The organism is Variovorax beijingensis, from assembly GCF_007828835.1.
Taxonomy (GTDB): domain Bacteria; phylum Pseudomonadota; class Gammaproteobacteria; order Burkholderiales; family Burkholderiaceae_C; genus Variovorax; species Variovorax beijingensis_A.
The window spans coordinates 396,674-415,511 of record NZ_VIVL01000003.1 but is presented as its reverse complement, the minus strand read 5'-3'; the positions used below and the strand labels follow the sequence as shown (position 1 = coordinate 415,511).

At 69.3% G+C, this 18,838-nt stretch carries 13 protein-coding genes; 8 read left to right on the top strand and 5 right to left on the bottom strand.

What is annotated here, in order from left to right:
* Positions 1 to 20: 20 nt before the first annotated feature.
* The 3 genes from glgX to FB547_RS12450 all read right to left on the bottom strand — a co-directional run bounded on the left by glgX (position 21) and on the right by FB547_RS12450 (position 6,578).
* Entirely contained in the window at positions 21 to 2,102 is a 2,082-nt protein-coding gene (glgX, locus tag FB547_RS12465; protein ID WP_145742630.1) for a glycogen debranching protein GlgX, read from the bottom strand.
* Between the two features lie 622 nt (positions 2,103 to 2,724).
* Positions 2,725 to 4,896 carry a 1,4-alpha-glucan branching protein GlgB gene (glgB, locus tag FB547_RS12455; protein ID WP_145742628.1) on the bottom strand — a complete coding sequence of 724 codons (2,172 nt, stop codon included), beginning with the start codon at positions 4,894 to 4,896 and terminating at the stop codon, positions 2,725 to 2,727.
* Between the two features lie 8 nt (positions 4,897 to 4,904).
* Positions 4,905 to 6,578, bottom strand: a complete 1,674-nt coding sequence (locus FB547_RS12450; protein ID WP_145742626.1) for an alpha-glucosidase — start codon at positions 6,576 to 6,578, stop codon at positions 4,905 to 4,907.
* A gap of 141 nt (positions 6,579 to 6,719) precedes the next feature.
* Between FB547_RS12450 and FB547_RS12445 the strand changes: the two genes are divergently transcribed.
* Genes FB547_RS12445 through FB547_RS12435 form a run of 3 tightly spaced genes read left to right on the top strand, consistent with a single transcriptional unit; the run spans position 6,720 to position 9,347 of the window.
* Entirely contained in the window at positions 6,720 to 8,195 is a 1,476-nt protein-coding gene (locus tag FB547_RS12445) for a flavin-containing monooxygenase (protein WP_145742624.1), read from the top strand.
* A gap of 25 nt (positions 8,196 to 8,220) precedes the next feature.
* Positions 8,221 to 8,742 carry a CMD domain-containing protein gene (locus tag FB547_RS12440; RefSeq protein WP_145742622.1) on the top strand — a complete coding sequence of 174 codons (522 nt, stop codon included), beginning with the start codon at positions 8,221 to 8,223 and terminating at the stop codon, positions 8,740 to 8,742.
* Positions 8,739 to 9,347: a peroxidase-related enzyme gene (locus tag FB547_RS12435; protein WP_145742620.1), complete on the top strand. Its 609-nt coding sequence runs from the start codon at positions 8,739 to 8,741 to the stop codon at positions 9,345 to 9,347. The genes FB547_RS12440 and FB547_RS12435 overlap by 4 nt, the downstream gene beginning before the upstream one ends.
* Here FB547_RS12435 and FB547_RS12430 read toward each other — a convergent pair.
* Positions 9,342 to 10,418, bottom strand: a complete 1,077-nt coding sequence (locus tag FB547_RS12430; RefSeq protein ID WP_145742619.1) for an NAD/NADP octopine/nopaline dehydrogenase family protein — start codon at positions 10,416 to 10,418, stop codon at positions 9,342 to 9,344. The genes FB547_RS12435 and FB547_RS12430 overlap by 6 nt on opposite strands.
* 117 nt (positions 10,419 to 10,535) lie before the next feature.
* A complete protein-coding gene (locus tag FB547_RS12425; protein WP_145742617.1) occupies positions 10,536 to 11,513 on the bottom strand; it encodes a Bug family tripartite tricarboxylate transporter substrate binding protein in 978 nt (325 codons plus the stop codon).
* A gap of 148 nt (positions 11,514 to 11,661) precedes the next feature.
* Between FB547_RS12425 and leuS the strand changes: the two genes are divergently transcribed.
* The 5 genes from leuS to gshA all read left to right on the top strand — a co-directional run bounded on the left by leuS (position 11,662) and on the right by gshA (position 18,709).
* A complete protein-coding gene (gene leuS / locus FB547_RS12420) occupies positions 11,662 to 14,292 on the top strand; it encodes a leucine--tRNA ligase (RefSeq protein ID WP_145742615.1) in 2,631 nt (876 codons plus the stop codon).
* Positions 14,293 to 14,312: 20 nt separating this feature from the next.
* Complete coding sequence (gene lptE / locus FB547_RS12415) at positions 14,313 to 14,834, top strand: LPS assembly lipoprotein LptE (RefSeq protein WP_145742613.1); 522 nt, start codon at positions 14,313 to 14,315, stop codon at positions 14,832 to 14,834.
* 6 nt (positions 14,835 to 14,840) lie between these two features.
* Positions 14,841 to 15,914, top strand: coding sequence for a DNA polymerase III subunit delta (gene holA, locus FB547_RS12410; protein ID WP_145742611.1), 1,074 nt, complete (start codon positions 14,841 to 14,843; stop codon positions 15,912 to 15,914).
* A gap of 67 nt (positions 15,915 to 15,981) precedes the next feature.
* A complete protein-coding gene (locus FB547_RS12405) occupies positions 15,982 to 17,277 on the top strand; it encodes a glutamate-5-semialdehyde dehydrogenase (protein WP_145742609.1) in 1,296 nt (431 codons plus the stop codon).
* 121 nt (positions 17,278 to 17,398) lie between these two features.
* Positions 17,399 to 18,709, top strand: a complete 1,311-nt coding sequence (gene gshA, locus FB547_RS12400; protein ID WP_145742607.1) for a glutamate--cysteine ligase — start codon at positions 17,399 to 17,401, stop codon at positions 18,707 to 18,709.
* Positions 18,710 to 18,838 lie beyond the last annotated feature (129 nt).

The following is an 18,838-nucleotide window of genomic DNA, read 5'->3' as shown; positions in this document are numbered from 1 at the left end:
CCGTGCGGCGCGGCTGGCTTCTACCTTCTTGCAATCCGGATGCTCGAATGAGGGACCTCCACCGTGCCGGCATGGGGCTGCTGCAGCGCGGCGCCGGCATCGGGCGCCGGATCGTCAGTTGCGAGCCGCCACCGCCACGAGCCCGCCGGCAGCCTGAACGGCACGGCCGCCGGCCCCGCATTCACCAGCACCAGCCAGGCGCCTGCCTCCGCCGCCATGGCTTCGAAAAGGATTGCAAGGGCCGTGCCGCCATGCCAGTCGGCCTCTTGCATCGGCTCGCCGTCGGGCCGCAGCCAGCGGATGCCCGGCGCACCCTCTGCCGGCAGCGCCGGCCACCAGCGCGTGCTGCGCAGCGCGGGCGCTTCGCGGCGCAGGGCAACGAGCCGGGCGACGAAGGCGCTCAGGCGCGCTGCTTCGCTCGCGGGATCGTGGGCGCCGATCCAGGCGAGCCAGGTGGTTTCGTTGTCCTGGCAGTAGGCGTTGTTGTTGCCTTGCTGGCTGTGGCCGAGCTCGTCGCCGGCCAGCAGCATGGGCGTGCCCTGCGACAGCAGCAGCGCGGCGAGCAGCGCGCGCTGCAGGCGGCCGCGTTCGGCCTGCACGGCGGGGTCGTCGCTTGGGCCTTCGACGCCGCAGTTGTTGCTCAGGTTGTGCGCATGGCCGTCGCGGTTGTTCTCGCCGTTGGCCAGGTTGTGCCGCTCTTCGTAGCAGAGCAGGTCGCGCAGCGTGAAGCCGTCGTGCGCGGTGATGAAGTTGACGCTCGCGGTGGGCGCGCGGCCGTGGTGGGCGAACTGCGCGCTCGAGGCGGTGAAGCGGTGCGCGAAATCGCCGAGGCCCGCCGCGCCCTCGCGCCCCTGCCGCAGCCAGAAGCCGCGCTGCGTGTCGCGGTAGCGGTCGTTCCATTCGAGCCAGCCCGGTGGGAATTCGCCCAGGCGGTAGCCGCCCGGACCGATGTCCCAGGGCTCCGCGATCAGCAGCGTGCGCGAGAGCACCGGGTCTTGCGCGATGGCCGCGAAGAAGGGCGCGCGCGGGTCGAAATTGCCATCGGCGCCGCGCCCCAGCACCGGTGCGAGATCGAAGCGGAAGCCGTCGACGCCGAGCTCGCAGGCCCAGTGGCGCAGGCTGTCCATGACCAGCTGCAGCACGCGCGGCTCGGCCAGGTTGAGGCAATTGCCGCAGCCGGTCCAGTTGGCGTAGAGCGCGCGGTCGTCGGGGCGCAGGTGGTAGTACAGCGCGTTGTCGATGCCGCGCAGCGAGAGCGTGGGGCCGAACTCGTCGGTTTCGGCGCTGTGGTTGTAGACCACGTCGATCACCAGCTCCATGCCGCGCGCATGCACCGCGTCGGCCATGGCGCGGAATTCGCTGGCCGGCGTGGTGCCGGCGCGGCCGCTCCAGTAGCGCGCCTCGGGCACGAACCAGCCGATGGTGTTGTAGCCCCAGTAGTTGCTCAGGCCCATGGCGAGCAGCCGCTGCTCGTCGGCGCGGTGCTGCACCGGCATCAGGCTCAGCGTGGTGACGCCGAGGCCCTGGAGGTGGTCGAGCACCACGGGCTCGGCCAGGCCGGCATAGGTGCCGCGCAAGGCAGCGGGCACGCCCGGGTGCAGCCGGGTCTGTCCGCGCACATGCAGTTCGTAGAGCACGCGCTCGCCGGCCGGGATGCGGGCGTGGCCCGGCGCGTCCGGGCTGCTGCCGGCCGCCGCCACGCGGGCCTTGAGCGCGACGGCGCCGTTGTCGCGCGTGTTGCGCTGGTCCGGATTCGCGGGATCGTGCCCCGCGAACAGATCACTGCCGTCGTAGCGGCCGAGGATCTCGCGCGCATACGGGTCGAGCAGCAGCCTCGCGGGATTGAAGCGCTTTCCCTCGTGCGGCGCCCAGGGGCCATGCACGCGAAAGCCGTAGACCAGGCCGGCGCGCCCGCTCGGCAGCAGGCCGTGCCAGACGCCGTCGGTGAAGGCGGGCAGCCGCAGGCGCTGCTGCTCGTGCTGGCCTGTGCTGTCGAAGAGGCAGAGCTCGACCGATTCGGCGTTCGGGGCGGCGAGGGCGAAGTTCACGCCGCTCGGCGACAGCGTCGCGCCCAAGGGGGAAGGGTTGCCTGGGCTCAGCATGTTGCTGGCCTCTTTGAGGATTTGCTTTCGGGGGCCGGGATTCCGCCCGGCGGCGGCCTCACTTTCTTTTGCTTCGCCAAAAGAAAGTAAGCAAAGAAAAGGCGACCCCACTGTCTGCGACCCCTTCGCTGCGCTACGGGGCAACCTGCGGTGCTCGGGTTTCGCGGGGTCTCGCAGAACTCGCTTCGCTCAAACAGCTGAGAGCCCTGATCCGCGAAACCCTGCGCTCCTCGGCGCAGCCAGAGGGGAGGGCAAACCGAACGGGCCATTGCTGCGCTCGGCCACCAAGCCACCGCAGGCGCGCAGCGCCTGCGGTGGTTGGACTGTTGGTATTGGCTGTTGGAGTTGGGGCCGAGCGAAGCGAAGGCCACCCGCTCCCACCCCTTCTGTATGCGCCGAGGAGCGCAGATGGAGGCGGGATCAGGGCCGCAGCTGTTTGAGCGAAGCGAGTTCTGCGGACCCCCGCCGGAATCGAGCACCGCAGGTTGCCCGCAGCGAAGCGAAGGGACGCAGACAGCAGGGTCGCCTTTTCTTTGCTCACTTTCTTTTGGCGAAGCAAAAGAAAGTGAGTCGCCCGCCGGGGCGAGACCCGGTCCCGGGAAAAAAACCAAAGCCAAGAACCTCAAACCAGCACCCACATCACGGTAGCCAGCGGCGGCACGCTGATGACGATCGAATCGGCCCTTCCATGCCACGGAACCGGCGAACTCTCAACCACGCCATTGCCGACGCCGCTGCCGCCATACACCGCGCCGTCGGTGTTGATGGCCTCGCGGTACGCGCCCGCCGCAGGCACGCCGAGCCGGTAGCCGTGGCGCGGCAGCGGCGTGAAGTTGCACACCGCCACCACGAAGGAGCCGTCGCGGGCCCGGCGCACGAAGGCGAACACCGACTGCTCCCAGTCGTCATGCACCAGCCATTCGAAGCCGGCCCTTTCGGTGTCGAGCTCGTGCAGCGCGGGAAAGTGCCGGTACACATTGTTCAGGTCGCGCACCAGCCGCCGCATGCCCTGGTGCGGCGCCTGCTCGAGCAGGTGCCAGTCGAGGCTGCGGTCGGCGTTCCATTCGGCCACCTGGGCGAATTCATTGCCCATGAACAGCAGCTTCTTGCCCGGATAGGCCCAGAGGTAGCCATAAAGATTGCGCAGCCCCGCGAACTTCTGCCACTCGTCGCCGGGCATGCGCCCGAACATCGACCCCTTGCCGTGCACCACCTCGTCGTGCGAGAGCGGCAGCACGAAGTTCTCGCTGTGCGCATACATCAGGCCGAAGGTGATCTGCTGGTGGTGGTGCTTGCGGTGGACCGGGTCGATGCCCGCATAGGCGAGCGTGTCGTTCATCCAGCCCATGTTCCATTTGTAGTGGAAGCCGAGGCCGCCGTCCTCGGGCGGCCGCGTCACGCCCGGAAAACTCGTCGACTCCTCGGCCAGCGTGATGGCGCCCGGGCGCTCGATGCCCACCACCCGGTTCATGCGCCGCAGGAAGTCGATGGCCTCGAGGTTCTCGCGCCCGCCATGGACGTTGGGCACCCATTCGCCGGACTTGCGGCTGTAGTCGCGGTAGAGCATGGACGCCACCGCATCGACGCGCAGCCCGTCCACGCCGTAGCGCTCGAGCCAGTACAACGCATTGCCGACCAGGTAGTTGCGCACCTCGGTGCGGCCGTAGTTGAAGATGAAGGTCTTCCAGTCGTTGTGGAAGCCTTCGCGCGGATCGGCGTATTCGTAGAGTGCAGTGCCGTCGAAGCGGCCGAGGCCGTGCGCGTCGGTGGGAAAGTGCGCGGGCACCCAGTCGAGGATCACGCCCAGCCCCGCGGCATGCGCGGCTTCGACGAGATGGCGGAAGTCGCCGGGCGTGCCGAAGCGCGAGGTGGGCGCATACAGGCCGATCGGCTGGTAGCCCCAGGAGCCGTCGAACGGATGCTCGCTGACCGGCAGCAGCTCGATGTGCGTGAAGCCCATGTCGCGCGCGTACGGCACCAGCGTGTCGGCCAGTTCGCGGTAGTCCAGCCATTCATGGCCGTTCTTGCGGCGCCAGGAGCCCAGGTGCACCTCGTAGATGCTCATCGGCGCATGGCGGCCGTTGGCCGCGGCGCGCTCGGGCGGCATCGCCACCGGCGCGGGCAGCGGCGCGACCACGCAGGCGGTCTCGGGCCGCAGGCGCGAGGAGAAGGCGAAGGGGTCGGCCTTGCGCAGCACCTCGCCCTGGGCCGAGAGGATCTCGAATTCGTAGCTGTCGCCCGTGGCCACCTGCGGCGCGAAGATCTCCCACACGCCGCACTCGCGGCGCAGCCGCATCATGTGGCGCCGGCCGTCCCAGTTGTTGAAGTCGCCGACCACCGAGACGCGCCGCGCGTTGGGCGCCCAGACTGCGAAGGCCACGCCCTTGACGCCATCCATCTCGCACAGGTGCGCGCCCAGCCGCTCCCAGGGCCGCAGGTGCGTGCCTTCGGCCAGCAGCCACACGTCGGTGGCGCCCAATACGAACGCAAAGCGGTACGGGTCTTCGAGCCGCGAGCTGTGCGTGCCCCAGTCGACCTGGAACGAATAGCCCAGCAGCGCCTCCGCCGCGGGCACCAGGCCCGCGAAGAGATCGGAGCCTTCCTGCCGCGACAGCATGGCCAGCGGCCAGCCCGTGCGCGTGTGCACCACGGCCACGCTCTGCGCGCCCGGCAGCAGCGCGCGCACCAGCAGGCCGTCGCGCGTCTCGTGCGGGCCGAGCACCGCGAACGGATCGCCGTGCTCGGCGCGCATCAGCGCATGGACTTCGCGTTCGGGCAGCAGCAGGGAAGGCATGTTGTTCTTCACATCGGTTCTTCTTCGCCGGCGGGTCGGCCGAAAAAGACGCCGTACGGCGCCAGCTTCAGCATGCGCCTTTCGCCGCCGGCCTGCAGGGACGACGACGATGACAGCGGATGCCCCGCGAGCGGCTCGAGCGCCTCGCGCAGCGCGATGGACACCGACTCGCCTCCCAGGTTGAAGACGGCCTGCAGCGATTGGTTCCCCTCGCGCCGCTCGAACCACAGCACCGGCTCCGGCGCATCGATGAAGGCGATGCTGCCGGTGCGCAGCAGCGGCTGGGTGCGGCGCCAGCGCAGCAGCGCGCGGCTGAATGCGAGCATCGAGTCGGGATCGGTGGACTGGCGGTCGACCGCCAGCGGCAGGTGGCGGCCATAGACCGGCAGCCAGGGCCCGCCGGTGGTGAAGCCGGCGTGCAGTTCGTCGGCCTTCCAGGGCATGGGCGTGCGGCAGCCGTCGCGGCCCTTGAACTCGGGCCAGAAGGCGCGGCCGTACGGGTCTTGCAGCAGCTCGAACGGCACCTCGGCTTCGGGCAGGCCGAGCTCCTCGCCCTGGTAGATGCTGGCGCTGCCGCGCAGCGCGAGCAGCAGCGCGAGCCAGAGCCGGTCGCGCCGCGTGTCTTCCGGGCCGCCGCCGCTCCAGCGCGTGGCCACGCGCGGCACGTCGTGGTTGGACACGGCCCAGCAGCCCCAGCCGCCCGTCGGCGCGAGTGCGTGGTCCAGCGTCTCGACCTGGTGGCGCAGGTGCCTGGCGCTGTGCTCGGCCGTCAGCAGGCTGAAGCTGTAGGCCAGGTGCAGGCGCTTGCCAAGTTCGGTGTACTGCGCCATGACGGGCGGTGCGTTCTCGTCGCCGACCTCGCCGAGCGCGACCGCGCCGTAATCGTCGAGCAGCCCGCGCAGGCTTTCGAGAAAGAGCAGGTTCTCCATCTGGCTCTTGTCGTAGAGGTGCTGCTGCATGGCATAGGGGTTGTCGGCCCGCACCGTGCTCACCTCGTCCAGCGAGGCGGCGCTGGCCGGCGGGTTGTCGCGCAGCAGCGCGTCGTGGAATTGATGGTTGCAGGCATCGAAGCGGAAGCCGTCCACGCCGCGCTCGCACCAGAAGCGCACTTCGCCGAGCAGCGCCTGCTGCACCTCGGCGCAATGGAAGTTCAGGTCGGGCTGCTCCTTGAGGAAGCTGTGCAGGTAGTACTGGCGGCGGCGCGAATCCCATTGCCAGGCCGGCCCGCCGAACACCGACAGCCAGTTGGTGGGCGGCGTGCCATCGGGCCGCGCGTCGGCCCAGACGTACCAGTCGGCCTTGGGGTTGTCGCGGCTCGCGCGGCTTTCGGCGAACCAGGCGTGCTGGTCGGAGGTGTGCGAGAGCACCTGGTCGATGATGATCTTCAGGCCCAGCGCATGGGCGCGCGCCAGCATCTCGTCGAAATCGGCCAGCGTGCCGAAGATCGGATCGACCGCGCGGTAGTCGGCCACGTCGTAGCCGAAGTCCTTCATCGGCGAGCGGAAGAAGGGCGACACCCAGATCGCGTCGACCCCCAGGCTCGCCACGTGTTCGAGCCGCGAGGTGATGCCGGGCAGGTCGCCGATGCCATCGCCGTTGCTGTCCATGAAGCTGCGCGGATAGATCTGGTAGATCACCGCGCCGCGCCACCATTCGCCATTGCTGCTGTCGTTGCTGCGCATGCTGCCCCTGTGGTCTGAAAATCATTGTGGCATGCGAGATCCGGGCCCGGTCTGTGCATGGGCCTGTCCCGGTCCCGCCTGAAAAGCTTTCTACACTGGGCGGGGTTCCATGCGAACCCGCCTCCCGTTTCGTTTTGCAAGATGACCATCGACGCCGCTTCCCCCGCCCCATCCTCCCACCCGCAAGGCCTTGCCGCGCTCGAGCAGCGGCTCGCCCGGGATCTCGAATGCCTCGGCTGGCCCGCGCGTGCGTGGATGCCGGTTCGCACGCACGGCGGCGAACCCGTGCTGGACGTGGCCATCATCGGTGCCGGCCAGGCCGGGCTGGCGGCCGCCGCCGCGCTGGCCCAGCAGGGCATCCGGGCCGTGGTGTTCGACCGCTCGCCCGCGGGCAGCGAAGGGCCGTGGGCCACCACAGCGCGCATGGAAACCCTGCGCTCGCCCAAGGAGCTGACCGGGCCCGCGCTGGGGCTGCCCGCGCTGACCTTCCGCGCCTGGTTCGAGGCCCAGTTCGGCACCGAGGCCTGGGAGTCGATGGACAAGATCCCGCGCCTGCAGTGGATGGACTACCTGCGCTGGTACCGCCGCGTGATGAACGTCGATGTGCGCAACGACACGGCCGTCACCGGCATCCAGCCGCTCGCCGATGCGGCGGCGGTGCGGCTCGCGCTGCGCACGCCGGCGGGTGCAGCGCAAGTGCTGGCGCGCCGCGTGGTGCTGGCCACGGGGCGCGACGGGCTCGGCGGCCCCGCGGTTCCGGCCTTCGTCAACGCACTGCCGCGCTCGCAATGGGCCCACTCGTCCGACGAGATGGACTACGGCAAGCTGGCCGGACTGCGCGTGGGCGTGGTCGGCGCGGGCTCGTCGGCCATGGACAGCGCCGCCACCGCACTGGAGGCCGGCGCGCACAGCGTCGAGCTGCTGATCCGCCGGCCCGACCTGCCGCGCGTCAACAAGGGCAAGGGCGCCGGCGTGCCGGGCCTGACGCAGGGCCACTACGACCTGCCCGATGCATTCAAGTGGCGCATCCGCCACTACATCAACGTGGCCAACGTGCCGCCGCCGCATGGCAGCACGCTGCGCGTGTCGCGCCACCCGAACGCGTTCTTCAATTTCGGCTGTCCGGTGCTTGCGGTCGAGCCGCAGGGCGCGGCAATGCGCGTGGCCACGCCCAGGGGCGACTTCGTGTTCGACTTCCTCGTTGTTTCCACCGGTTTCAAGATCGACTGGCGCTGCCGTCCCGAGTTCGACACCATTGCATCGCATGTGCGAACGTGGAAGGATCGTTTCGTGCCCGCGCCCGGCGACGAAGACCAGGAGCTGGCCGATTCGCCCGATCTCGGGCCGGTGTTCGAATTCCGCGAGCGCGCAGCGGGCCAGTGCCCGGGCCTGGACCGCATCCATTGCTTCTGCTATCCGGCGGCCCTGTCGCACGGCACGGTGTCGGGCGACATTCCCGCGATCAGCGATGGCGCCAGGCGGCTTGCGAGCGGCATGGCCAGCCTGTTCTATCGCGAAGACTTCGAGCAGCACTTCGCCAACCTCGAGGCCTACAGCGAGCCCGAACTGTTCGGCGACGAATGGGTGCCCGCGCCGCCGCCGTCCGAACGCGGCTGAACTCCAGACTTCTTCATCGAAACGCATGACCACTCTTTCCGAATCTTCTCTTGCCCTCGACGTGATCGACGCCGCGGTGCCGCTGGTGCCCGGCCACGCCACCCGCCTGCTGCGCCAGCAGCGCGACAAGGTCGTGGCGGCCACGCAGGGCAGCTACGACGCGATGTTCTCGTCCTCGGTCGAAGGCCTGTCGGTGGCCGAGCGCCTGCTGGTCGCGCTGCACGCCTGCAGCGTCTCCAAGGCCGCGACGCTCGCCGCGCACTACCGCGAGCGGCTGCTGGCCGAGGGCGTGGACCGCGAGCTGATCGCGGCCGTGGGCAGCGGCGCGCCGGTGGCCGATGCGCGGCTGCGCACGGTGCTGGCGTTCACCGCGAGCCTGATCGAGCGCCCCATCGAGGGCGACAAGGCCGCGGTGCAGTCGCTGGCCGACGCAGGGCTTTCGACGCCCGCCATCGTCGCGCTGGGCCAGCTGATCGCCTTTCTCTCCTACCAGGTCCGTCTGGTCGCGGGGCTGCAGGCGCTGGCCGCCGTGGAGGTCGCAGCATGAGCAGTACGAACGCGCCGATCCGCATCAAGGGCTTCACCAACGAGGTGCTGAGCTGGAAGCCCTGGCTCGACCCGGTCGACGTCGCCTCGGCCACGCCGGCCCAGCTGGCCGCGCTCGACGAGATGAGCCCGCAGGCGCGCAGCTCGCCGTATTTCCTGGTGCTCGCGCACCAGCCCGAGATGCTGCTGCAGCGCTCCATCGCCTTCAACGCGATCATGTTCGCGCCGGGCGGCATGCCGCGCGCGGAGCGCGAGCTGGGCGCCACGGTGGAGTCGCGCGTCAACGGCTGCGTGTACTGCGCCTCGGTGCATGCGCAGCGCTTCGAGCAGCTGGCCAAGCGCAGCGACGTGATCTCGCAGGTGTTCGAGGAGCCGGCCTCCGCGGGCACCACGGCGCGCGAGAAGGCCATCGTCGAATTCTCGATCCGGCTCGGCGCCGAGCCCGGCAAGGTGTCGGCCGACGATGTGCGAACGCTCAAGGAAGTGGGGCTCAGCGAACTCGAGATCCTCGACCTCGTCCACTCCGTGGCGCTCTTCGCCTGGGCCAACCGGCTGATGCTCAACCTCGGCGAGCCGGTCTTTCCGGCCGCTGCCGCCTCGTCATAGGCGGGCGAGCAGGCCGGCCACGGTTTCGCGGGCCAGGCCCAGCGGCGCCAGCAGGTCGTTGCGCTGCCGGAAGTCGATGCCGCTGACCAGCGAGGCAGCGTCCACGATGGTGCGCGTCGCGGGTGTCGCCACGCCGGCGATGGCGCCGAGCGCTTCGACGAAGGCCAGGCCGTAGGGCATGTCTTCGCTCAGGTAGCGCGTGTCGGTGCGCACGGGGCCGGGCGGTCCGCCGCGCTTGGCATGCAGCTCGGCCGCGATGTCCTCGAGCCGCGCCGATTCCGTGCCGAAGGAGCGCGCGAAATGCTCCTCGATCGGCCCGAGCGCGATGCCGAAGGCGCCGGCCACGGCCCGCCGCTCCCGGTCCAGCGCCTCGATCGCGCGGGCCACGCCGGGCGTCATGCAGTGGTACTGCGGCCAGTTCTCCGCGTGCTCGATGCGGGTCCAGTTGAAGACGGCCAGCGGTCCGTGCGACTGCGGGTTGACGTTCGCGAGCGCGCTGGCGAGCGTGTTGTCCTGCGCGAAGAAGCCGCCGCCGAACAGCGCGGTGCACAGTTCGATGGCGCGCTCGATTTCCGAGCTCGGCAGCGCGGAGACGCCGACCGCCTGGCGCCGCGTCATCACCCGGACCTGCGTGGCGGATTCGCGGCGCGCGGTCAGCACCGTGGTGCCGAAGCTGGCGACCGTCACCCGCTTGCCCGCGCGCCCTGCGCTTTCGTGCAGATAGAGCGAAGACAGCGAGGCCATCGAGCTGACGATCACGGTCTGCCCGTCGCGCAGGAAGGGCAGCAGCGCATCCATGACGCGCTTGTGGCCGTTGACCGGCAGGGCGATCAGCAGCACATCCGATGCGCCGCAAAGCTGCGCCGCATCGCCGGCCACTTCGACCGCCACGCGGCAGGGCTGCACGCCGACGGCTTCGAGCGGCTGCGTGCGCAGGACCTCGGCACCCTGGCCGCCCGGCGACCAGAGCATGGCGCCGTGGCCCGCCTGGCGCAGCCACGCCGCATTGGCCAGGGCGATCGCCCCGGCCCCCGCGATGCCGACGCGATACAGCCCGTCAGCCTCCGTCACCCTGCGGGCCCCTTTCGCGAACACCGCGGAACCGGCTCTGCCGGGCCGCCGGTGTTGCCCCCGGTGAGGGGGAGGGAGAAGCGACACGAAGTGCGCGGAGCCTGGGGGAGAGCCACGTCAATCAACCTTGATCCCGCCTTGCTTGATGACCTTCGCCCAGCGCTGGCTGTCCTCCGCGATCACCTTGCCCAACGCCGCGCCGCCGCCGCAGGTGTTCACCGCGCCCAGCTGGGCGAAGCGCTGCCGGGTCTCGGGCAGGTTGCACACCTCGACCAGCGCCGCGGAGAGTTTTTCGATGCTGGCCGCCGGCATGCGCGCGGGCGCCATCACGCCCACCCACACCGGCACGTCCATGCCCGCGAGGCCCGCCGCCTCCGCGACCGTCGGCGGCGTGCCGAGGCTGGGCAGCGCCGCGCGGGAAAAGGTGCCGAGCACGCGGGCCTTGCCGCTCGCGACCATCGGCTCGATGGAAGCGGCGCTGGTCACGATCAGCGCCACCTGGCCGCCCAGCAGGTCGGTCAGCGCCGGCGCCGCGCCGCGGTAGGGCACATGCAGCAGGTTCACGCCGCTCGCCTGGGCCAGCAGCGCGCCCGTGAGGTGCGACACCGTGCCGTTGCCGGTGGAGGCATAGGTCACCTGGCCCGGCTTCGCCTTGGCGTCGCGCAGCACGTCGGCCAGGGTCTTGTAGGGGCTTTCGGTGCGCACGGCCACGGTCATGGGCGTGTCGCCGACCAGGGCCACGGGCGCGAGGTCTGCCATGGGGTCGTAGGGCAGCTTGGCCTGCAGGTGGGGCGCGATGGTGATGGCGCCGCCGGTGGCCAGCAGCACGGTGGCGCCGTCGGTCGCCTTGGCCACCGCGTCGGCCGCCACGATGCCGCCCGCGCCCGCCTTGTTGTCGACGATCACGCTGCCGCCGAGCTTGTCCGAGAGCTTGGCGCCCAGGTAGCGGGCGATCACGTCCTGCGCCCCGCCGGCGGCGAAGGGCACCACGATGCGCAGCGGCTTGTCGCCGGCCGGCTGCGCATGCAGCGGCATCACGGCCAGGCTGGCGGCGGCCGCGAGGCCCAGGGCGAGGTGTTTCAGGAACAATTTCATGGCATTCCAGGCGGTGCGAAAAATCTGCCGAAGGGTAGGCGTAACCCGTGCAACACGCAGGTTACGTGCCTCAAGTCTAGAGTCTGCCGGCCGGGCGCGATAATCCGCCTTCCCCGGCCGCTCCGAGCCGGGCTCCTGCCGAACCGTCATGAACCCCAGCTACAAACCCAGCGACGTCGAGTCCGCTGCCCAGGCGCAATGGAGCGCCGCCGATGCCTACCGCGTCATCGAGGACGCGAGCCGTAAAAAGTATTACGCCTGCTCGATGCTGCCGTACCCCAGCGGCAAGCTGCACATGGGCCACGTGCGCAACTACACCATCAACGACATGCTCACGCGCTACCTGCGCATGAGCGGCTACAACGTGCTGATGCCCATGGGCTGGGACGCCTTTGGCCTGCCGGCCGAGAACGCGGCGCTCAAGAACGGCGTGCCGCCGGCCAAGTGGACCTACGAGAACATCGATTACATGCGCGGCCAGCTCCAGGCCATGGGCCTGGCGATCGACTGGAGCCGCGAGATCGCCACCTGCGATCCCAGCTATTACAAGTGGAACCAGTGGCTGTTCCTGAAGATGCTCGAGAAGGGCATTGCCTACCGCAAGACCCAGGTCGTCAACTGGGACCCGGTCGACCAGACCGTGCTGGCCAACGAGCAGGTGATCGACGGCAAGGGCTGGCGCACCGGCGCCACGGTCGAGCGCCGCGAGATCCCCGGCTACTACCTGAAGATCAGCGACTATGCCGAGGAATTGCTCGAGCACACCCAGCACAAGCTGCCGGGCTGGCCCGAGCGCGTCAAGCTGATGCAGGAGAACTGGATCGGCAAGAGCGAGGGCGTGCGCTTCGCCTTCACGCACGACATCAAGGACGCGGGCGGCCGGCTGATCCAGGACGGCCGCATGTACGTGTTCACCACCCGCGCCGACACCATCATGGGCGTGACCTTCTGCGCCGTGGCGCCCGAGCACCCGCTGGCCGTGCACGCCGCCACGCTCGACCCCAAGGTCGCGGCCTTCATCGAGGAATGCAAGAGCGGCGGCACCACCGAGGCCGAGCTCGCCACGCAGGAAAAGAAGGGCGTGCCCACGGGCCTGACCGTCAAGCACCCGATCACCGAGGAGCAGGTGCCGGTGTGGGTCGGCAACTACGTGCTCATCAACTACGGCGACGGCGCCGTGATGGGCGTGCCGGCGCACGACGAGCGCGATTTCGCCTTCGCCAACAAGTACGGCATCGAGATCATCCAGGTGGTGCTGGTCGACGACGAGCCGCACTTCGACTATCACAAGTGGCAGGACTGGTACGCCGACAAGCAGCGCGGCGTGACCATCAACTCCGACAACTTCAGCGGCATGACCTACAAGGAGGCCGTGGCCGCCGTGGCGCATGCGCTCGCCCAGAAGGGCCTGGGCGAGATGCAGACCACCTGGCGCCTGCGCGACTGGGGCGTGAGCCGCCAGCGCTACTGGGGCACGCCGATCCCGATCATCCACTGCGACGAGCACGGCGCGGTGCCGGTCCCCGAGAAGGACCTGCCCGTGGTGCTGCCCACCGACTGCGTGCCCGACGGCTCGGGCAACCCGCTCGCCAGGCATGAAGGCTTCCACGCCGGCGTGGTCTGCCCCGTCTGCGGCAAGCCCGCGCGGCGCGAGACCGACACCATGGACACCTTCGTCGACAGCTCCTGGTACTTCATGCGCTATTGCGACCCGAAGAACGACCAGGCGATGGTCGCCGAGGGCGCCGACTACTGGATGCCGATGGACCAGTACATCGGCGGCATCGAGCATGCGATCCTTCACCTGCTGTACGCGCGCTTCTGGACCAAGGTGATGCGCGACCTGGGCCTGGTGAAGGTCGACGAGCCCTTCAGCAAGCTGCTCACGCAGGGCATGGTGCTCAACCACGTCTACTACCACCGCGACGAGAAGGGCGGCAAGAACTACCACCCGCCGCTGGAAGTCACGCCCACGCTCGACGCGCAGGGCCGCATCGTCGGCGGCGTCGCCGCGGACGGCACCAAGGTCGAATACGGCGGCGTCGGCAAGATGGGCAAGAGCGAACGCAACGGCGTCGACCCGCAGGACCTGATCGAGAAGTACGGCGCCGACACCGCACGCCTCTACACCATGTTCACCGCGCCGCCCGAGGCCACGCTCGAGTGGAACGACGCGGCCGTCGAGGGCAGCTACCGCTTCCTGCGCCGGGTCTGGAACTTCGGCGTGGCGCAGGCCGACGTGGCCCCGGTGGCGTTCGGCGGCCAGGCCTTCGGCAAGGCCGCGCAGGCGCTGCGCCGCGAGGTGCACACCGTGCTGCGCCAGGTCGACTACGACTACCAGCGCATGCAATACAACACGGTGGTGTCGGGCGCGATGAAGCTGCTCAATGCGCTCGAGGGCTTCAAGCCCGATGGCAGCGCCGGCGATGCCGCCGCGCTGCGCGAAGGCCTCGGCATCCTGCTGCGCTGCCTGTATCCGGCCACGCCGCACATCGCCTGCCAGCTCTGGCAGCAGCTTGGCTACGACAAGGAGCTGGGCGGCCTGCTCGACGCGCCCTGGCCCGTGGTGGACGTGGGCGCGCTGGAGCAGGACGAGATCGAGCTCATGCTGCAGGTCAACGGCAAGCTGCGCGGCGCGCTGCGCGTGCCGGCCGGCGCCTCCAAGGCCGAGATCGAAGCGCTCGCGCTCTCGTGCGACGACTTCGTCAAGTTCGCCGAGGGCGCGCCGGCCAAGCGCGTCATCGTGGTTCCCGGCCGGCTGGTCAACGTGGTCATCTGAACGAAACGATCGATAGAAGCATGAACAATCGCAACGCCCCGCTGCCGCGCCGCGGCTTTCTCCTGGGCCTGGCCACGGCGGGCGCCAGCCTCGCGCTGGCCGGCTGCGGATTCGAACTGCGCAAGGCGCCGGTGTTCGCGTTCAAGACGCTGTCGGTGTCGGGCAATTCGGAGCTGATCAACCGGCTGCGGCGCGAAATGCGCGCCGCCGGCACCGTGACGCTGGTGCCACCCGAGCAGGCCCAGAGCGCCGACGCGATCCTCGAGATCCTGGGCGAGAACCGCGACCGCATCGTGATCTCGACCAATTCGGCCGGCCTGCTGCGCGAGCTGCAGCTGCAATTGCGCGTTCGCTTCAGCCTGCGCACGCCGGGCGGCAAGATGCTGCTCGCGCCCACCGAGGTGTCGCAGTCGCGCGACCTGAGCTTCAACGAAACCAACGCGCTCGCCAAGGAAGGCGAGGCCGAGCTGCTGTACCGCGACATGCAGGCCGACATCGCACAGCAGATGATGCGGCGCCTCGCGGCCGTCAAGGAACTCTAGGATTCCATGCAACTTGCCAGCGCCCAGCTGGGCTCCCATCTGCAGAAGGGTCTGAAGCCTCTCTACACGATCCATGGCGACGAGCCGCTGCTCGCGCAGGAAGCGGCCGATGCCATCCGCGCCGCGGCGCGCGTGGCGGGCTATACGGAGCGCAGTTCGTACACCGTGGCCGGCGCGCACTTCGACTGGAGCGCGGTGCTCGCGGCGGGCGGCTCGCTCTCGCTGTTTGCCGACAAGCAGATCGTCGAGATCCGCATTCCCTCGGGCAAGCCCGGCAAGGACGGCAGCACGGCGCTGCAGCAGCTGGCCGAGGCGGCGCAGGGCAACGACAGCACGCTCACGCTGGTGATGCTGCCGCGGCTGGACAAGGCCACGCGCACGGGCGCCTGGTTCTCGGCGCTCGAGAACAATGGCGTGAGCCTGCAGGTCGACCCGATCGAGCGCAGCGCGCTGCCGCAGTGGATCGCGCAGCGCCTGGGCCTGCAGGGCCAGCGCGTGATGCCCGGCGACGAAGGCCAGCGCACGCTGCAGTTCTTTGCCGACCGCGTCGAGGGCAACCTGCTCGCCGCGCACCAGGAAATCCAGAAGCTCGCCCTGCTGCATCCGGCGGGCGAACTGAGTTGGGAGCAGGTCGAAGGCGCGGTCAACAACGTGGCGCGCTACGACGTCTTCAAGCTCTCCGAGGCCGTGCTGGCCGGCAATCCGCAGCGCGTGGCGCGCATGCTCGACGGCCTGCAGGCCGAAGGCGAGGCCGAGGTGCTGGTGCACTACACGATCGCCGAGGACATCCGCGCCCTGAAGCGCGTGAAGGACGCCATGGCCGCGGGCCGGCCGCTGCCCATGGCGCTGCGCGAGAACCGCATCTGGGGCCCGCGCGAGCGCGCCTTCGAGCGCGTGCTGCCCCGGCTCGACGACCGCATGCTGGCGCGGCTGCTGCGCGCGGCCCATGTGGTCGACGGCATCTGCAAGGGACTGAAGCAGCCCGACTGGCCGGCCGGCGGCTGGCAGGCGCTGCAGCGCCTGGCGCTGATGCTGTGCCGCGCCTGCAGCAGCGCGCCGGCTGCCGCGCGCCGCGCCTGATCCCTGACGAGCGCAGCCAAAAGGCCTGCGTCAGCCGTGCAGCAGGTCCGCGTGGGAAAATAGCTGCATGAACGCGTTCAACGTCAGCGAGCACATGCAGACCCTCGGCCTGCAGGCAAAAACCGCTGCATTCCTCATGGCCCGTGCGGATGCAGCTACCAAAAACAGAGCATTGAAGGCCCTGGCCAAGCGCCTGCGCGAAGCCGGCCCGGACCTCGCCGAGGCCAACCAGAAGGATCTGGCGCGCGCCACCGCCGCCGGCCTGTCGGCGCCGATGGTCGACCGCCTCAAGCTCACGCCCAAGGTCATCGAGACCGTGGCGCTGGGCTGCGAGCAGCTCGCCGGCATGGCCGACGTGATCGGCGAAATCATCGGCATGAAGCAGCAGCCCAGCGGCATCCGCGTGGGCCAGATGCGCGTGCCGATCGGCGTCTTCGGCATGATCTACGAGAGCCGGCCCAACGTGACCATCGAGGCCGCGAGCCTGGCCATCAAGAGCGGCAACGCGGCCATCCTGCGCGGCGGCTCGGAGGCGATCGAGTCGAACAAGGCGCTGGCGCTGCTGGTGTCCGGGGCGCTGGCCGAGGCCGGCCTGCCGGTGGATGCGGTGCAGCTGGTGCAGACCACCGACCGCGAAGCCGTGGGCCAGCTCATCGCGATGCCCGAGTTCGTCGACGTGATCATCCCGCGCGGCGGCAAGGGCCTGATCGAGCGCATCAGCCGCGATGCCAAGGTGCCGGTCATCAAGCACCTGGACGGCAACTGCCACGTCTACGTGGACGACACGGCCGAGTTCGAGATGGCGCTGCGCATCGTCGACAACGCCAAGACGCAGAAATACAGCCCCTGCAATGCGGCCGAAGGCCTGCTGGTGTCGGCCGCGGTGGCGGAAGACTTCCTGCCCCGGATCGCCGCCATCTTCGCGGCCAAGGGCGTTGAAATGCGCTGCGACCCGGTGGCTGCCCGGATCCTGCGCGCCGACGAGGCGCTGGCCGGCTCGGGCGCAAGAATCGTCGATGCGGCCCCGTCCGACTGGTCCGAGGAATACCTTGCCGCGGTGATCAGCATCAAGGTGGTCGAAGGGGTCGACGAGGCCATCGCGCACATCAACCGCTACTCGAGCCACCACACCGACGCCATCGTCACGCGCGACCACGTGCATGCACAGCGTTTCCTGCGCGAGGTCGATTCGGCCAGCGTCATGGTCAATGCGAGCACACGCTTCGCGGACGGTTTCGAGTTTGGCCTGGGGGCGGAAATCGGCATCAGCACCGACAAGTTCCACGCGCGCGGACCGGTCGGCATCGAAGGGCTGACCTCGCTCAAGTACGTGGTGCTCGGGCAGGGCGAAGTGCGCAGCTGATGCGCCGGAGGCGGGCGGACTGAACCAAGTCCGCTCTACGTAGTCTTGTCATTGGGGCGGCCATCCCCAAATCCTACAATTCCGCTCTACCTTTCAAGTACAAATCCAACAAGGCCGCCGCATGGTTCCGCATCTCGTCACCGCCCTGACCGGCCCGATCAACGAACTGGAACAGCGGGTACTCGATTCCACGCCCGCCATCGAGCGCTGGTTCCGGCTCGAATGGATGGAGCACACGCCGCCGTTCTACAGCGCGGTCGACATCCGCAACGCGGGCTTCAAGCTGGCGCCGGTCGACACCAATCTCTTTCCCGGCGGCTGGAACAATCTCACCAAGGAGATGCTGCCGCTGGCGGTGCAGGCCGCGCAGGCGGCCATCGAGAAGATCTGCCCGGAAGCGCGCAACCTGCTCGTCATTCCCGAGAACCACTCGAAGAACACCTTCTACCTCGCCAACGTCGCCCAGCTGGTGCGGATCTTCCACATGGCGGGACTCAACGTGCGCGTGGGCTCGATCGATCCGGCCATCAAGTCGCCCAAGAAGATCGAACTGCCCAACGGCGAAACCGTGTGCCTGGAGCCCGTGGTGCGCAGCAAGCGCCGCCTCGGGCTCAAGAACTTCGATCCCTGCACCATCCTGCTCAACAACGAGCTGTCGGCCGGCACGCCGGGCATCCTGGAAGACCTGCACGAGCAGTACCTGCTGCCGCCGCTGCACGCGGGCTGGTCGGTGCGGCGCAAGAGCAACCACCTGCACAGCTACGAAGAACTGTCCAAGCGCTTCGGCAAGCTGCTGGGCATCGACCCCTGGCTGATCAACCCGATCTATGCGCGCGCCGACGGCGTCGATTTTTCCGAAGGCCGCGGCATCGATGTGCTGACCAGCCACGTGGACGCGGTGCTGACCAAGGTGCGCCGCAAGTACAAGGAATACGGCATCAACGAGAAGCCCTTCGTCGTCGTCAAGGGCCATGTCGGCGGCGACGGGCCGGGCGTGGTCACCGTGCGCGACGCGAAGGAAGTCGAGGGCCTGGTCGGCAAGCCGCGCAGCGCCCCGGCAGGCAAGGCGGGCGCGGCCGCCAGGGAACTGCGCGAGCCCGGCGAGGTGATCGTGCAGGAGGGCGTGCTGACCAATGAGCGCGTGCACAACGGCGTGGCCGAGCCGGTGGTCTACATGATGGACCGCTACGTGGTGGGCGGCTTCTACCGCGTGCATGCCGAGCGCGCCCCCGACGAGAACCTCAAGCTGCCGGGCGCGAGCTTCGTGCCGCTGGCGTTCTCCGAAAGCGCGCATCTGCCGCAACCCGGCGCCAAGCCCGGCGCGAGCGCCCCCAACCGCTTCTACATGTATGGCGTGGTGGGCCGCCTGGCCATGGTGGCTGCGAGCTACGAAATGGAAGCCACCGATCCGGACGCCGAAATCTACGAATGATTTTCCCGGGCGGCTTGCGCGGGCCTCGGTCGGCGGCAAAATAGCGGCCCCACAGCAAAGGAAACAAGAGGGCGGAGGGGTGCGCGCGGCGGCTGGAAATTCCATCGCGGCAGCATCTCGGTGCGTGTG

Bases quoted from the DNA above. Each gene is read 5' to 3' on its own strand.
- glgX (WP_145742630.1), bottom strand. From the start codon at position 2,102: ATGCTGAGCCCAGGCAACCCTTCCCCCTTGGGCGCGACGCTGTCGCCG.
- glgB (WP_145742628.1), bottom strand. From the start codon at position 4,896: ATGCCTTCCCTGCTGCTGCCCGAACGCGAAGTCCATGCGCTGATGCGC.
- FB547_RS12450 (WP_145742626.1), bottom strand. From the start codon at position 6,578: ATGCGCAGCAACGACAGCAGCAATGGCGAATGGTGGCGCGGCGCGGTG.
- FB547_RS12445 (WP_145742624.1), top strand. From the start codon at position 6,720: ATGACCATCGACGCCGCTTCCCCCGCCCCATCCTCCCACCCGCAAGGC.
- FB547_RS12440 (WP_145742622.1), top strand. From the start codon at position 8,221: ATGACCACTCTTTCCGAATCTTCTCTTGCCCTCGACGTGATCGACGCC.
- FB547_RS12435 (WP_145742620.1), top strand. From the start codon at position 8,739: ATGAGCAGTACGAACGCGCCGATCCGCATCAAGGGCTTCACCAACGAG.
- FB547_RS12425 (WP_145742617.1), bottom strand. From the start codon at position 11,513: ATGAAATTGTTCCTGAAACACCTCGCCCTGGGCCTCGCGGCCGCCGCC.
- leuS (WP_145742615.1), top strand. From the start codon at position 11,662: ATGAACCCCAGCTACAAACCCAGCGACGTCGAGTCCGCTGCCCAGGCG.
- lptE (WP_145742613.1), top strand. From the start codon at position 14,313: ATGAACAATCGCAACGCCCCGCTGCCGCGCCGCGGCTTTCTCCTGGGC.
- holA (WP_145742611.1), top strand. From the start codon at position 14,841: ATGCAACTTGCCAGCGCCCAGCTGGGCTCCCATCTGCAGAAGGGTCTG.
- FB547_RS12405 (WP_145742609.1), top strand. From the start codon at position 15,982: ATGAACGCGTTCAACGTCAGCGAGCACATGCAGACCCTCGGCCTGCAG.
- gshA (WP_145742607.1), top strand. From the start codon at position 17,399: ATGGTTCCGCATCTCGTCACCGCCCTGACCGGCCCGATCAACGAACTG.